Source organism: Bacillus sp. 22446 (genome assembly GCF_052044955.1).
In the GTDB taxonomy this organism is placed as follows: Bacteria; Bacillota; Bacilli; order Bacillales; family Bacillaceae; genus Bacillus; species Bacillus altitudinis.
Map to the genome: position 1 here is coordinate 140,779 of NZ_JBQEOD010000008.1, position 15,910 is coordinate 156,688.

Here is a 15,910-nt window from a genome sequence, read left to right on the forward strand (position 1 = left end):
CTTTCTACTCTGCTATCTTCGCAATACGTCCCTGCTCCAAATACACTAAAAGGATAGAAATATCAGCAGGGTTAACGCCTGAAATACGAGAAGCCTGTGCAACAGAAAGCGGTCGGACTTCTTTTAGCTTTTGCTTCGCTTCAGTTGCAATCCCTTTGATGGCATCATAATCGATTCGATCCGGAATCTTTTTATTTTCCATCTTTTTCAGCTTTTCAACTTGTTGGAGCGACTTTTCAATATAACCTTCATATTTAATTTGAATCTCTACCTGTTCACACACATCAGCAGGAAGCGGTGTGTCAGCAGGAGCTAGTTTCACAACAGATTCATAGTTCATCTCTGGACGCTTCATCAGATCACTAGCGCGAATACCGTCCTTCAATTCACTTCCACCAAGAGAACGGATATATTCCTGTGTCTCTGCTGTAGGTTTAATAATGACAGAATATAAACGTTTTTTCTCTGCTTCAATAGCCTCTTTTTTCTGTGTGAATGCTTGGAATCTCTCTTCAGAAATTAAACCAATGTTATATCCAAGTTCCGTTAATCTTAAATCAGCATTGTCATGACGCAGAAGTAAGCGGTACTCTGCACGAGAAGTTAAAAGACGGTAAGGTTCATTTGTACCCTTCGTGACAAGATCATCAATGAGAACACCGATATATGCATCAGATCGGCTTAAAATGACTTCTTCTTTACCCAATGCTTTTCTTCCTGCATTGATACCTGCCATAATTCCTTGACCTGCAGCTTCCTCATAACCAGAGGTACCATTAATTTGGCCAGCTGTATATAATCCAGAAATTTTCTTCGTCTCAAGTGTCGGCCACAATTGTGTAGGCACAATCGCATCATACTCAATGGCATAACCCGCTCGCATCATTTGTACATTTTCAAGCCCTGGAATGGTTGACAGCATTCGCTGCTGTACATCCTCTGGCAGACTTGTAGATAAACCTTGAACATACACTTCTTGCGTATTACGGCCTTCTGGCTCTAAGAAAATTTGATGTCTCGGTTTATCATTAAAACGAACCACCTTATCCTCAATAGACGGGCAGTATCTAGGACCTGTTCCTTTAATCATACCTGAATACATAGGAGAACGGTGAAGATTCTCATCAATAATTTGATGAGTCTCTAAACTCGTGTATGTTAACCAGCATGGTAATTGATCTGTAATATATTCCACAGTTTCATAAGAAAACGCACGTGGTACATCGTCACCTGGTTGAATTTCCGTCTTACTATAATCAATCGAGTGGCTGTTTACTCGAGGTGGTGTCCCAGTTTTAAAGCGAACCAAATCGAATCCTAATTCTGCTAGATGATCCGATAATTTAATGGAAGGCTGCTGATTATTAGGACCGCTTGAATAAGAAAGATCCCCTAAAATAATGCGGCCTTTTAAGAAAGTACCAGTCGTTAGAACAACAGACTTCGCGCGATAATTTGCACCTGTTTGAGTCACAACACCTTTACATTCATCATCTTCTACAATTAAATGGTCTACCATCCCTTGCAGCATTGTTAGGTTTGGTTCATTTTCCATTGTTTTTTTCATTTCGTGCTGATATTGAAACTTATCTGCTTGCGCTCTTAACGCACGGACAGCAGGTCCTTTCCCAGTATTCAGCATACGCATTTGAATATGCGTCTTATCTATATTTCGTGCCATTTCCCCGCCTAGCGCATCAATTTCTCTGACGACAATCCCTTTAGCGGGACCTCCTACGGACGGATTACATGGCATAAAAGCAACCATATCAAGATTGATGGTCAATACAAGTGTTTTGGCGCCCTGTCTTGCAGAAGCAAGAGCAGCCTCAACACCAGCATGACCGGCACCGACGACGATTACATCATATTGGCCAGCTTCATAACCCATTTCTTTTGTTCCTCCCTTTACTTTCCTAAACAGAATTGAGAGAATAACTGATCAATTAAGCTTTCATGAACAGCATCCCCAATAATTTCACCTAGCTGCTCCCAACAGCGTGTTAAATCTATTTGAACAATGTCGATCGGTACATCCATTTCAATTCCTTCTAGAGCATCCTCAATCGATTGTTTTGCTTCTTGAAGGAGCGCAATATGCCTAGTATTGCTTACATACGTTAAATCTCCACTTTCAATTGAGCCAGTGAAGAATAAAGATTGAATGGCCATTTCAAGCTCATCAATCCCTTTTTCTTGTAATAAAGATGTTGTCACGACTGGACGATCTTTCGCTAACTCTTTTACTTTTTCTACATCAAGTTTAGGCTCAAGATCAGTCTTATTGACAATCACAATAATATCCATACCCGAGACAGCCTCAAATAGCTTAATATCTTCCTCAGATAACTCTTCACTATAATTGAGCACAAGTAAAATCAGGTCAGCTTCTTTTAAGACCTGTCTTGATCGTTCGACCCCAATACGCTCAACAATGTCTTCAGTCTCACGTATACCTGCAGTATCTACTAAACGGAGCGGCACTCCTCTTACATTCACATATTCCTCGATGACATCTCTGGTTGTTCCAGGAATATCGGTCACAATCGCCTTTGTTTCCTGAACAAGACTATTTAATAAGGAAGACTTCCCAACATTTGGCCTTCCAATAATAACAGTAGATAAACCCTCACGTAGGATTTTCCCCTGCTGTGAAGTCGTTAGAAGCGATTCAATTTCCTTTTTCACAGATGTCGCCTTTTCAACTAAGACTCGATGTGTCATTTCTTCCACATCGTCATACTCTGGATAATCAATATTCACTTCTACATGGGCAAGTGTCTCCAATATCTCACCACGAAGACGTTTAATCAAACCGGAGAGACGTCCCTCCATTTGAGTCATTGCGACATTCATCGCACGGTCAGTCTTTGCACGAATCAAGTCCATTACGGCTTCTGCTTGTGACAAGTCGATTCTTCCATTTAGGAAAGCACGTTTTGTAAACTCACCTGGCTCCGCTAATCTCGCTCCTTCTTTTAAAGCAAGCTGCAAGACTTTATTGACCGTGACAATTCCGCCATGGCAGTTGATCTCAATAACGTCTTCTCTCGTAAATGTTTTTGGTGCTCTTAATACAGACACCATGACCTCTTCTATCACTTGCTCGGTACTTGAATCTACAATATGACCATAATGAATGGTATGAGAATCCACTGATACAAGTTTTTTCTCCTTAGGCCCCTTATACATGCGATCAGCAATCTGAACTGCATCAGGCCCGCTTAAACGTATAATGGCAATTGCCCCTTCACCCATTGGTGTAGAAATTGCTGCAATTGTATCCACCGCTCATTCACCTCTTTCTCTATTCAATAGACAGTCTTATATCTATTAAATGGACGTTGTCCATCTCTATATCAAAAACGCTTAATCCAAAATTTAAAGATACCACAAATGCATGCGAAGCGAAAGTAGCCCACATTTAATTATCCACAGTTTTGCACCCTGTCTATTTTAACACTTAACTTATCCACATGTGAATAACGACGTTCTAAACTTGTCTTCACATCTTACACCTAAATCCAATAAATTAAAACGTCCTTCTCCCTTTGCAACTAAGGGAAAATGACGTTTTCGATCTAAATAACACACTAACTTTTTAGAAATAAAGGAGGAATCTACTATTAAAAGGTAATTTTTCAATAAAAAAAGACTAAAATCCAGCTTTGCTGAATCTTAGCCTTTCTGCTATTTTTTATACATCACAACAACATGACGCTTGCTGCCTGTATCTTCGGATGCCGTGGCAAGTTCTTTAGAAAATGCTGCAATCGTATCATGAACGACTTTTCGTTCATTCGAAGGCATCGGTTCTAAATGAACCTTTCTCTTCGTTTTTAAAACACGGTTTGCCGTTTTGATTGCATATTGTTCAAGTGCTTCTTGTCGTTTCTTCCTATAATCTCCAATATCAATTGTAATATGATGATACTGATCAGAATAACGATTAAACACTAACTGCACCAAGGTTTCTAAAGAGTACAGTGTTTGTCCTCTTTTTCCAATCATTAATGAAGTTTTGTCTCCATTAATGTGAAAAGAGATCTTTTTCGTTTCTTTTTTCGAAACAATGTTTGCTTTAGGATCAATTGATTTAACAATTTTATCTAAATACTGTGTTGCTAATTTGAGCGCATCTCGCTTTTCTACTAACTTGACAACAGCTTGTCTTTTACCAAATAATCCTAAAAACCCTTTGTTTCCTTCATCTACTATTGTGATATCTACTTCTTCTTGTAGTAGTTGAATTTGTTTCAGTCCGGAATCTACTGCTTCTTCGACTGTGCGACCGACAGCAGTTATTTCCTTCATTTTTTGTTCCCGCCAGCTTTTTCTTTTGTATCAACTTTTACTTGAGGTGTTTTAATGACCAACGTTTGAATGATCATGAAAATGTTACCTACAACCCAGTACAGTGAAAGTGCCGCTGGGAAACTGATTGCAAATACAATGATCATAATTGGCATCACCCAAAGCATAATCGCCATTTGAGGGTTGTCCGAAGGATTGCCAGCCATCATTAGCTTCTGCTGAATAAAAGTAGCTACACCTGCAATAATCGGTAACAGGAATAATGGATCTGGACTGCCTAAGTCAAACCATAAGAAAGTATGCTTCTTGATTTCAGCTGTTCTCATGATCGCATGATAAAAACCAATTAAGATTGGCATTTGAATTAAGATTGGGAAACACCCTGCTAATGGATTTACACCATTCTTTTGGAAAAGAGCCATTGTTTCCTGTTGAAGCTGCTGCTGTGTTTTCTGGTCTTTTGAGCTATATTTTTCACGAAGCTTCTTTAGTTCTGGCTGAAGTGCTTGCATTGCTTTTGTACTTCTTAACTGTTTAATCATTAATGGTAAAATGAGCAAACGAATCAAAAGAGTTACAATAATAATCGCTACACCATAGTTTTCACCAGTTAAGTTTGCCATGTAAGTGATTAATTGAGATAGCGGGTATACAATGTAAGAATTCCAGAATCCCTTACTATCTGATGTGATTGGTTCATTGATTTGTGTACATCCTGCCAATAGAACCAACACGCCAATCAAGCTAAATATTAGTAATAATCGCCTTTTCAACAAGATTCCTCCCATTACTTCAAACTTTATTTAAGTTGGAATTGATTACGAAAGTGACTCACCTAATCAGTATGGTAACATTTTTTCATTACAAAGTGGTGGTTTCATTTTAATTCACTAGATGAAGGAAGCGCTTTTAAAAATTGATTCAACGAAAGTTTCTATTACGAAGACTTTTTCGGTTGTTGTTGATAAACAGCGGATTTTCTAAATAAATGCTGGAGAGACTTCTTTGTTTCTTCAAAGGTCAATTCGCTTGCTGGCTTTCGTGCGATAACAATGTAGTCTTTTTCTTGCTTTAGCTTATGACCTTCCTCTAAGAACACCTGACGGATTAGTCGTTTAATCCGGTTTCTTATCACTGCATTACCTATCTTCTTACTGACAGACAATCCTAAACGCAGTTCTTCTTGATTTGGTTGGTCCAGCTGATAAATGACGAATTGGCGATTAGCCATTGATTGACCTTTTTTGAACACTGTTTGAAACTCTTCATTTTTTTTTAGCCTGTTTCGCTTCTTCATGTTTTCTTCCACTCCGATAAAAACTGACAGTTCATTTACGATTTTATGTAAAAAAGACCACTGACATTATTCAGTGGCCTAAGCTGATAATTTTTTTCTACCTTTGCTGCGGCGTCGCTTTAAAACTAGACGTCCGTTTTTAGAACTCATACGGCTGCGGAAGCCATGAACTTTACTACGCTTACGGTTATTTGGTTGAAACGTTCTTTTCATTTATGACACCTCCCTGAGGAATAGCTGTTTAAGACAGTCTAACTCATTATATTTGTGTAACCCATCGATTGTCAATATCAATGATAAAACTCTTATTATCAACCTTATAAGCATAACACAAGTTATCAAGTGAAGAAACCTTCTTTTTTAGTTTCCAGCATTTTATTCTTTTTTTCCTTCAAAAAAACCTTCAAAACAAGGTTGTGGATATTTTTCCGGCATATTTTGACTATCCACATCCATTATCGACATTTTTTTCACACAAATAACCTATGTGGATAATTATTTTTCAACAGCATGTAAAGTGTGTGGATAAGTTTGTGACACCCATTGCACCATCTTGTTTATTTTGATATTATATTTGTGTTTTAACTCTTAATTACTTATCTGGCCTATTTATCTTATCCACAATTTGTGGATAACCTGTGGAAAGTTATTACACAGCTTGTTGAATTGTTTATCCACAACCTGTGTAATTTGTCGAAAAGACGTTTTTCTACTATATTAATTGTTTTCAACAAAGTATGTGCACGAATGGTGATGACCATTTGCTCTTTTTCGTGTTCTATAACAGTTTGATACTGGTCATTTTAAAAAGAAAAGGAGGGGGGAGAAGCCTTATGGAAAATATTTTGGATCTGTGGAATAAAGCACTTCAAAAAATAGAGACAAAATTGAGCAAACCTAGTTTTGAAACATGGATGAAGTCCACTAAAGCCCATTCTCTTCAAGGAGATACGCTGACTATTACTGCACCTAATGAATTTGCAAGAGACTGGCTCGAGTCAAGATACCTTCACTTAATTGCAGATACCATCTATGAACTGACAGGCGAAGAGCTCAGCATCAAATTTATCATTCCTCAAAATCAGGACGAAGAGGAAGCCATGCCAAAATCTCCAATCAAAAAAATGTCGAAAGAAGAACCCGTTGAAATTCCACAAAATATGCTGAATCCAAAATATACATTTGATACTTTTGTTATTGGTTCAGGCAACCGTTTTGCTCATGCCGCTTCACTTGCAGTCGCAGAAGCACCAGCAAAAGCATATAACCCGCTTTTTATTTATGGGGGCGTTGGTTTAGGAAAGACTCACTTAATGCATGCGATCGGTCATTACGTCATCGACCATAATCCATCAGCCAAAGTGGTCTATCTATCATCTGAAAAATTTACAAATGAATTTATCAACTCAATCCGAGACAACAAAGCAGTCGATTTCCGTAATCGCTATCGGAATGTAGATGTGCTTTTGATAGATGATATTCAATTTTTAGCAGGAAAAGAACAAACACAAGAAGAGTTTTTCCATACATTCAACACACTTCACGAAGAAAGTAAGCAAATCGTCATTTCTAGTGACCGTCCGCCAAAGGAAATTCCGACACTTGAAGACAGATTACGCTCTCGATTCGAATGGGGCTTAATTACAGACATTACCCCGCCAGATCTAGAAACGCGTATTGCGATCTTACGTAAAAAAGCAAAAGCAGAAGGTTTAGACATTCCGAATGAAGTCATGCTTTATATTGCCAATCAAATCGACAGCAACATTCGGGAACTGGAAGGTGCTTTGATTCGTGTTGTTGCTTACTCTTCTTTAATCAATAAAGACATCAATGCTGATCTAGCAGCTGAAGCCCTAAAGGACATCATTCCTTCATCGAAACCTAAGGTGATTACAATTAAAGATATTCAAAGAATTGTAGGGCAGCAATTTAATATTCGATTAGAAGATTTCAAAGCGAAGAAACGTACGAAATCAGTTGCTTATCCAAGACAAATTGCGATGTATCTCTCTAGAGAAATGACAGATTCCTCTCTACCTAAAATCGGAGAAGAATTTGGTGGACGAGATCATACGACCGTCATTCATGCTCATGAGAAAATTTCAAAACTAATCGTTGAAGATGAACAGCTTCAGCAGCATGTCAAAGAGATCAAAGAACAACTAAAATAATCAAGCTGATAAGATAAGTACGGGAAAATGTGAATAACTAGAGCATAGTCATACACAGTCTGTCCACATGTGGATAGGCTGTCTTTCCTTTCTTTCTACTGACTTATCCACATATTCACAAGCCCTACTAGTACTTCTACGATTTTTATTAAATAAATATATATACATGTCATTAAGAAAAATTAGGAGGACCACTATGAAATTCACGATTCAAAAAGATCGTCTTGTTGAAAGTGTCCAAGATGTATTAAAGGCCGTATCCTCTAGAACAACGATTCCTATTTTGACAGGGATTAAAATTGTTGCATCTGACGAAGGGGTTTCTCTCACAGGGAGCGATTCTGATATCTCAATCGAATCTTTTATTCCTCAAAGAGATGGAGATTTAGAAGTCATTACAATTGATCGACCAGGAAGTATTGTGCTGCAAGCCCGTTTCTTTAGCGAAATCGTTAAGAAACTGCCTATGTCTACTGTCGAAATTGAGGTAGAACAAAATCATCTGACCATCATCCGCTCTGGTTCAGCAGAATTTAATTTAAACGGCTTAGATGCTGAAGAATATCCGCATCTGCCACAAATTGAAGAGCATCATGCTTTTCAAATTCCAACAGATTTGCTTAAAAACCTTATCCGTCAAACGGTTTTCGCAGTGTCCACCTCAGAAACACGACCTATCTTGACAGGTGTAAACTGGAAGGTTGAAAAAGGTGAATTAATATGCACAGCAACGGATAGTCATCGTCTTGCTTTAAGAAAAGCGAAGTTGGATATTAACGAGGAAAGCTCGTACAATGTGGTCATTCCTGGAAAGAGTTTAACAGAGCTAAGTAAAATTCTTGATGATGGACAAGATCTTGTGAGCATCGTCATTACGGAGACACAGGTTCTCTTTAAAGCACAGAACGTGCTGTTCTTCTCAAGATTGCTGGATGGTAATTACCCAGATACAGCTCGCCTCATTCCGCAAGAAAGTAAAACGGATGTAGTGGTGAATACGAAAGAATTCCTTCAAGCGATTGATCGCGCGTCACTTTTAGCAAGAGAAGGGCGTAACAACGTTGTGAAGCTTTCTGCTGATCCTGCGCAAAGCCTTGAAATTTCTTCTAATTCGCCTGAAATCGGTAAAGTAGTTGAAACGGTGCAAGCAGATGACATTAAAGGGGAGGATCTCAAAATCTCTTTCAGTCCGAAATATATGCTTGATGCTTTAAAAGTATTAGAGGGAACAGAGATTCATGTCAGTTTCACTGGCGCAATGAGACCATTCCTATTACGCACGCCAAATGATGATTCCATTTTGCAATTGATTCTTCCAGTTAGAACGTATTAATTTGGTCTAAAATGGCTGCTGTGTGAGCGCACAGCAGCTTTTTTCCTCATTTCCTCAGCTTTCTTTCATCCCAGTTCGCTTTCCCCCTTTCCTTCTTGTCTTGTTTTTTAGTACAATTAGATATTAGTGATATTGAAAGAGGTCGATACAATGCCTAATCTGATAACGATTGAAACAGAAATGATTACATTAGGGCAGTTTTTGAAATTAGCCGAAGTCATTCAATCTGGTGGAATGGCGAAGTGGTTTTTAAGTGAACATGAGGTGTTCATCAATCAAGAGCCAGATAATAGACGGGGACGCAAATTATACCCAGGTGATGTTGTCGAGATAGAAGGTCACGGCACATTTCAAGTTGTGAATTAGAAACGGGTGACAATACATGTACATTCAAAGTCTGGCGTTAACTTCATACCGAAACTATGAACACACCGAGCTTCAATTCGACAATAAGGTGAATGTGATGATTGGTGAGAACGCCCAAGGTAAAACGAACCTGATGGAAGCGATCTATGTATTGTCGATGGCAAAGTCTCATCGTACGTCAAATGATAAAGAACTTATCCGATGGGACGAAGACTATGCTAAAATAGAAGGTAGAGTCATCAAAAAAAATGGTCCACTCCCCATGCAGCTCGTGATCTCAAAAAAAGGAAAAAAGGGCAAGGTCAATCACATTGAACAACAGAAACTCAGTCATTATGTTGGTGCCTTGAACACCATCATGTTTGCACCAGAGGATCTCAGCCTTGTGAAAGGTAGCCCGCAAATCCGCAGAAGATTCCTCGACATGGAGATTGGACAAGTGTCTGCTGTCTACTTGCATGATTTAACGCTCTATCAAAAAATCCTCACTCAGCGAAATCATTACTTGAAACAATTGCAAACAAGAAAGCAAACGGATCAAGCGATGCTGGAGATTTTAACAGAGCAGTTGATTGATGCGGCAGCGAAGGTTGTCAAAAGACGACTGACTTTTACGAAACAGCTCGAAAAATGGGCGCAGCCGCTGCATTTTGGGATTTCAAGAGAGCTGGAAACGCTCACGCTCCAATACCAGACGGCCATAGAGGTATCAGAAGCGTCAGACTTGTCGAAAATAAAAAATAGCTATGAAGAATCGTTTCAGAAACTAAGAGACAGAGAAATAGACCGAGGGGTGACGCTATGGGGGCCTCACAGAGATGATCTTCTTTTCTTTGTGAATGGTCGGGATGTTCAGACATATGGCTCTCAAGGGCAGCAAAGAACAACAGCTCTTTCACTAAAGCTGGCAGAAATTGATCTGATTCATGAAGAAATCGGTGAATACCCAATTCTTCTACTCGATGATGTTTTATCTGAACTTGATGATTACAGACAGTCTCATTTGCTCCATACCATTCAGGGACGTGTACAGACCTTCGTCACCACAACAAGTGTTGAAGGCATCGATCACGCCACCTTGAAAGAAGCGGAAATTTTCAGAGTAGCCAGTGGAAAAGTAATTGACTGATAAATGAGGTGTGGGTCTTGTATATTCATTTAGGTGATGATTGTGTTGTTTCTACACGAGAGATTGTCGCAATTGTTGATTACAAAATGAGGTCATCTTCTGTTGTAGAGGAATTTCTTCAAAAACAAGAAGAACAAATCATTTCGTTGTCACAAGGGACACCCAAATCCATCGTCGTCACAACTGAATCCGTGTATTACTCTCCTCTTTCCTCAAGCACGCTCAAAAAACGTGCTTCATTTGTGATTGAAATTGAAGTCTAAAAGCTCAATTCATATAAATATATCGTTTAAGAAAAGTGTAGGTGAATGTACGTGGCAATGGAACAGCAACATAATAGTTATGATGAAAATCAGATACAGGTGCTCGAAGGACTAGAAGCGGTTAGAAAACGTCCAGGAATGTACATTGGGTCAACCAGTGCAAAAGGACTTCACCATCTTGTATGGGAAATTGTCGACAACAGTATTGATGAGGCTTTAGCTGGTTATTGTACAGACATTACAGTGCAAATTGAAAAAGATAATAGCATCACAGTGAAAGATAACGGCCGCGGAATTCCTGTTGGGATTCACGAAAAAATGGGACGTCCTGCTGTAGAAGTGATTATGACGGTTCTTCACGCTGGTGGTAAATTTGACGGCAGCGGTTATAAAGTATCTGGCGGTCTGCACGGTGTAGGGGCATCTGTTGTTAATGCGTTATCTACGACCTTAGACGTGACCGTATACCGTGATGGAAAAATTCATTATCAACAATTCAAACGCGGTGTTCCAGTTGGAGATTTAGAGATCATTGGTGAAACAGATGTAACAGGGACAACCACTCATTTTGTGCCAGATCCAGAAATTTTCACTGAAACCATTGAATTTGATTACGACACACTTGCTAACCGTGTACGTGAGTTAGCTTTCTTAACAAAAGGCGTCAACATCATCATTGAAGACTTACGTGAAGGCAAAGAGCGAAGAAACGAATACTGCTATGAAGGCGGTATTAAGAGCTATGTAGAACATTTGAATCGCTCGAAGGAAGTCGTTCATGAAGAACCAGTTTACATCGAGGGTGAAAAAGACGGAATCACCGTTGAAGTTGCACTGCAATACAACGATTCCTATACAAGCAATATTTATTCTTTCGCCAACAACATCAACACATATGAAGGCGGATCACACGAAGCTGGCTTTAAAACCGGTCTGACGCGTGTCATCAATGATTATGCTCGTAAAAATGGCGTATTCAAAGATGGAGACTCGAATTTGAGCGGAGAAGATGTACGAGAAGGCTTGACAGCCATTATCTCTATCAAACATCCAGACCCTCAATTCGAAGGACAAACGAAGACAAAGCTCGGTAACTCAGAAGCAAGAACCATTACCGACTCCCTCTTCTCCGAAGCACTTGAGAAATTCCTCTTAGAGAACCCTGATGCTGCAAAGAAAATTGTGGAGAAAGGTGTGATGGCAGCTCGTGCAAGAATGGCTGCCAAAAAGGCACGTGAGTTGACAAGACGTAAAAGTGCACTGGAAGTCTCTAGCTTGCCTGGGAAACTGGCAGACTGTTCTTCTAAAGATCCATCCATCTCTGAGCTTTATATCGTAGAGGGAGACTCTGCGGGCGGATCTGCTAAGCAAGGTCGTGATCGACATTTCCAAGCGATCTTACCGTTAAGAGGGAAGATCCTAAACGTTGAAAAAGCACGACTAGATAAAATTTTATCTAACAACGAGGTTCGTTCAATGATTACAGCGCTAGGGACTGGAATCGGAGAAGACTTCACTTTAGAGAAAGCACGTTATCACAAAATTGTGATCATGACTGATGCTGATGTTGATGGAGCGCATATTCGGACGCTACTCCTAACATTCTTCTATCGCTACATGCGTGAAATCATTGAAAACGGTTATGTGTATATCGCACAGCCGCCTTTATATAAAGTGCAGCAAGGAAAGCGTGTTGAATACGTGTATAACGATAAACAGCTAGATGAACTGTTAAAAACACTGCCTCAAACACCGAAACCTGGACTTCAGCGTTATAAAGGTCTTGGAGAGATGAATGCTACTCAGCTTTGGGAAACAACAATGGATCCTGATGCGAGAACACTTCTTCAAGTGACACTTGAGGATGCAATCGATGCTGATGAGACTTTTGAAATGCTAATGGGAGATAAAGTAGAGCCGAGACGTAACTTTATCGAAGAAAATGCACAATACGTAAAAAATCTTGATATTTAGATAGGTATCCCCCTTGAGAGCAACCTTATTTCTTGTTTGGAATAAGGTTGTTTTTCAAGAAACAGGGGCGTGAAACGAATGTCCTGGTTTTCTACGTTTCGTTGATTTTCTAGTAAATAAATGTGTATAAAGGCAAGATTATTGATATAATGGAGAATAGTCTTGTGAAGATAAATACATATTTTACTCCCACATAATTTATTTCATGTGATACGTAAAGGGAGGTTCTTATAGTGAGTGAACAACATACACCAAATGTACGCGAAGTGAATATTAGCCATGAAATGCGTACGTCCTTTTTAGATTATGCAATGAGTGTTATTGTTTCGCGTGCATTACCAGATGTGCGAGACGGATTGAAGCCCGTGCATCGAAGAATTTTGTATGCGATGAATGACCTAGGTATGACAAGTGATAAACCATTTAAGAAATCTGCTCGTATCGTTGGGGAAGTTATCGGTAAGTACCACCCTCACGGTGATAGCGCTGTATATGAAGCGATGGTTCGGATGGCGCAAGATTTCAACTATCGTAATATGCTGGTTGAAGGGCACGGGAACTTTGGTTCTGTCGATGGAGACGGTGCAGCAGCCATGCGTTATACCGAGGCACGTCTTTCTAAAATTTCGATGGAGATCCTGCGTGATATCACAAAGGACACCATTGATTATCAAGATAACTACGATGGCAGTGAAAGAGAGCCAGTCGTTATGCCTGCTAGGTTCCCGAACTTATTAGTGAACGGGGCAACTGGAATCGCTGTAGGGATGGCAACGAATATCCCGCCTCACCAACTAGGTGAAGTGATTGATGGGGTATTGGCGATTAGTCAAAATCCTGAAATGACGACACAGGAACTAATGGACATCATTCCAGGTCCAGACTTCCCAACTGCGGGACAAATCATTGGCCGAAGTGGTATTCGTAAAGCGTATGAAACAGGACGAGGCTCTATTACATTACGTGCAAAGTCAAATATCGAAGAAACATCTAGTGGTAAGCAGCGCATTGTCATCAACGAGATTCCTTATCAGGTTAACAAAGCTCGTTTGATCGAAAAAATCGCTGATCTTGTCCGTGATAAAAAGATTGATGGCATTACAGATCTTCGTGATGAATCTGACCGTAATGGAATGAGAATTGTCATTGAACTACGAAGAGACGCAAACGTCCATGTTCTATTAAACAATCTTTATAAACAAACGACACTTCAAACGTCCTTCGGTATTAACTTGCTTGCACTTGTTGATGGACAGCCGAAAGTGTTATCTCTCAAACAATGTCTTGAATATTACCTTGAGCATCAGAAAGTGATCATTCGTCGAAGAACGGCGTATGAATTGCGTAAAGCGGAAGCAAGAGCTCATATTTTAGAAGGCTTAAGAATTGCGCTTGATCACTTAGATGAGGTCATTGCCTTAATTAGAGGCTCTCAAACTGCTGAAATTGCAAGAAATGGTTTGATGGAAAACTATAGCTTGTCTGAAAAACAAGCACAGGCCATTCTCGATATGCGACTCCAGCGTTTGACTGGTTTAGAAAGAGAGAAAATAGAAGATGAATACAAAGGGCTTGTTGACTTGATTGCTGAATTGAAAGCCATTCTAGCAGACAATGAGAAAGTTCTAGAAATCATTAGAGAAGAATTAACAGAAATCAAAGAACGCTTCAATGATACGCGCCGCACAGAAATTGTGACAGCGGGTATAGAAACAATCGAAGACGAAGATTTGATTCCTGTTGAAAATATTGTGATCACACTGACTCATAATGGTTATATTAAGCGCCTGCCTGCATCAACATACCGCAGTCAAAAAAGAGGCGGTAAAGGTGTACAAGGAATGGGAACCAACGAAGATGATTTCGTTGAACAGCTGATCTCAACATCTACGCACGATACGATTCTCTTCTTCTCTAATAAAGGGAAGGTCTATCGAGCGAAGGGCTATGAGATCCCTGAATTCGGACGAACAGCGAAAGGGATTCCGATTATTAACCTTCTTGAAGTAGAAAAGGGAGAGTGGATAAACGCCATTATTCCAGTCAGCGAATTTGATGAAGATTCGTATCTCTTCTTTACAACAAGACACGGTGTATCAAAACGAACGTCATTGTCTCAATTTGCAAACATCCGTAACAACGGTTTGATTGCACTCAGCCTGCGTGATGAAGATGAATTGATGGCTGTTCGTTTAACCAATGGTGAAAAACAAATCATCATCGGAACGAAAAAAGGAATGCTCATTCGTTTCGACGAGACAGATGTTCGTGAAATGGGACGTACAGCAGCTGGAGTTAAAGGGATCACACTTTCTGAGGATGACATCGTCGTTGGAATGGAAATCCTTGAGCCAGATGCAAACGTATTGATCGTAACTGAAAAAGGTTATGGTAAATTAACGCCTGAAAAAGAATATCGTGTCCAAAGCCGTGGTGGTAAAGGTCTGAAAACATGCAAGATCACTGACAACAACGGTCCGCTTGTTGCAGTGAAGGCGACTAACGCTGAAGCTGAAGAAGACTTGATGATTATTACAGGTAGTGGTGTCATCATCCGTATGGCCGTTTCAGATATCTCCACAACAGGCCGAGTCACTCAAGGTGTCCGCCTGATCCGTCTAGGTGATGATGAACATGTCGCTACAGTGGCATTAGTAGAACAATCACCAGAAGACGATGAAGAGAATAGTGAAGAAAACGTAGAAAATGTAGAGTCAGATCAAGAGCAATCTGAGTAAAGATAAAGCCGGTTTTTCACCGGCTTTATTTTTTTTTTGAAAAAACATGATTTTTTTTGAAGTTTATAATGCTTTTTTCATAGATATGTGTTAATCTTTCAAAGGAGCAAAAAGAGGCTCTATTTTTTATCTCTTTCATAACAAAAACTTCTTAAAAAAATAAAATGTTTTTCAAGAAAAATGTTGACTATTGATAGAGATATATGATATATTTAAGTGGTCGCTTTGAGAGAGTGACAAACAAGTTCTTTGAAAACTAAACAAGACAAAACGTACCTGTTAATTCGAGTTTTTATAAAAAATCCTATGATACATCATAGGT

The 15,910-nt window shown here is 39.5% G+C and carries 13 protein-coding genes; 7 read left to right on the top strand and 6 right to left on the bottom strand.

Going from position 1 to position 15,910, the window contains the following annotated elements; translation table 11 throughout:
• Positions 1-4 precede the first annotated feature (4 nt).
• From mnmG to rpmH, 6 genes are all read right to left on the bottom strand, one after another.
• Entirely contained in the window at positions 5-1,891 is a 1,887-nt protein-coding gene (gene mnmG, locus ACTJJD_RS15245; RefSeq protein ID WP_039169033.1) for a tRNA uridine-5-carboxymethylaminomethyl(34) synthesis enzyme MnmG, read from the bottom strand.
• A 17-nt stretch (positions 1,892-1,908) separates the two neighbouring features.
• Positions 1,909-3,288 (bottom strand): tRNA uridine-5-carboxymethylaminomethyl(34) synthesis GTPase MnmE, encoded by a 1,380-nt coding sequence (gene mnmE / locus ACTJJD_RS15250; protein ID WP_017359868.1) that lies wholly within the window; start codon positions 3,286-3,288, stop codon positions 1,909-1,911.
• 402 nt (positions 3,289-3,690) lie between these two features.
• The gene (gene jag, locus ACTJJD_RS15255) at positions 3,691-4,314 is read right to left on the bottom strand and encodes an RNA-binding cell elongation regulator Jag/EloR (RefSeq protein ID WP_057078773.1); all 624 of its coding nucleotides are present in this window, start codon (positions 4,312-4,314) and stop codon (positions 3,691-3,693) included.
• Positions 4,311-5,093, bottom strand: coding sequence for a YidC family membrane integrase SpoIIIJ (gene spoIIIJ, locus ACTJJD_RS15260; RefSeq protein ID WP_089374159.1), 783 nt, complete (start codon positions 5,091-5,093; stop codon positions 4,311-4,313). The genes jag and spoIIIJ overlap by 4 nt, the downstream gene beginning before the upstream one ends.
• Before the next feature lie 158 nt (positions 5,094-5,251).
• The gene (rnpA, locus tag ACTJJD_RS15265) at positions 5,252-5,611 is read right to left on the bottom strand and encodes a ribonuclease P protein component (protein WP_008347592.1); all 360 of its coding nucleotides are present in this window, start codon (positions 5,609-5,611) and stop codon (positions 5,252-5,254) included.
• Between the two features lie 78 nt (positions 5,612-5,689).
• Positions 5,690-5,824 (bottom strand): 50S ribosomal protein L34, encoded by a 135-nt coding sequence (gene rpmH / locus ACTJJD_RS15270; RefSeq protein ID WP_008360908.1) that lies wholly within the window; start codon positions 5,822-5,824, stop codon positions 5,690-5,692.
• 620 nt (positions 5,825-6,444) lie between these two features.
• Here rpmH and dnaA point away from each other — a divergent pair.
• The 7 genes from dnaA (at position 6,445) to gyrA (ending at position 15,588) form a co-directional block, all read left to right on the top strand.
• A complete protein-coding gene (gene dnaA / locus ACTJJD_RS15275; protein WP_008347594.1) occupies positions 6,445-7,785 on the top strand; it encodes a chromosomal replication initiator protein DnaA in 1,341 nt (446 codons plus the stop codon).
• 196 nt (positions 7,786-7,981) lie between these two features.
• Positions 7,982-9,118 (top strand): DNA polymerase III subunit beta, encoded by a 1,137-nt coding sequence (dnaN, locus tag ACTJJD_RS15280; protein ID WP_008347596.1) that lies wholly within the window; start codon positions 7,982-7,984, stop codon positions 9,116-9,118.
• A 150-nt stretch (positions 9,119-9,268) separates the two neighbouring features.
• The gene (gene yaaA, locus ACTJJD_RS15285) at positions 9,269-9,484 is read left to right on the top strand and encodes a S4 domain-containing protein YaaA (protein WP_008347598.1); all 216 of its coding nucleotides are present in this window, start codon (positions 9,269-9,271) and stop codon (positions 9,482-9,484) included.
• A 16-nt stretch (positions 9,485-9,500) separates the two neighbouring features.
• Positions 9,501-10,613 (top strand): DNA replication/repair protein RecF, encoded by a 1,113-nt coding sequence (gene recF, locus ACTJJD_RS15290; protein ID WP_440608609.1) that lies wholly within the window; start codon positions 9,501-9,503, stop codon positions 10,611-10,613.
• A 17-nt stretch (positions 10,614-10,630) separates the two neighbouring features.
• A complete protein-coding gene (gene remB, locus ACTJJD_RS15295; protein ID WP_008360920.1) occupies positions 10,631-10,876 on the top strand; it encodes an extracellular matrix regulator RemB in 246 nt (81 codons plus the stop codon).
• A 57-nt stretch (positions 10,877-10,933) separates the two neighbouring features.
• Positions 10,934-12,850, top strand: a complete 1,917-nt coding sequence (gene gyrB / locus ACTJJD_RS15300; RefSeq protein WP_025206585.1) for a DNA topoisomerase (ATP-hydrolyzing) subunit B — start codon at positions 10,934-10,936, stop codon at positions 12,848-12,850.
• A 233-nt stretch (positions 12,851-13,083) separates the two neighbouring features.
• On the top strand, positions 13,084-15,588 hold the full coding sequence (gene gyrA, locus ACTJJD_RS15305) for a DNA gyrase subunit A (RefSeq protein WP_046526899.1): 2,505 nt from the start codon (positions 13,084-13,086) through the stop codon (positions 15,586-15,588).
• The last annotated feature ends 322 nt before the right edge of the window (positions 15,589-15,910 follow it).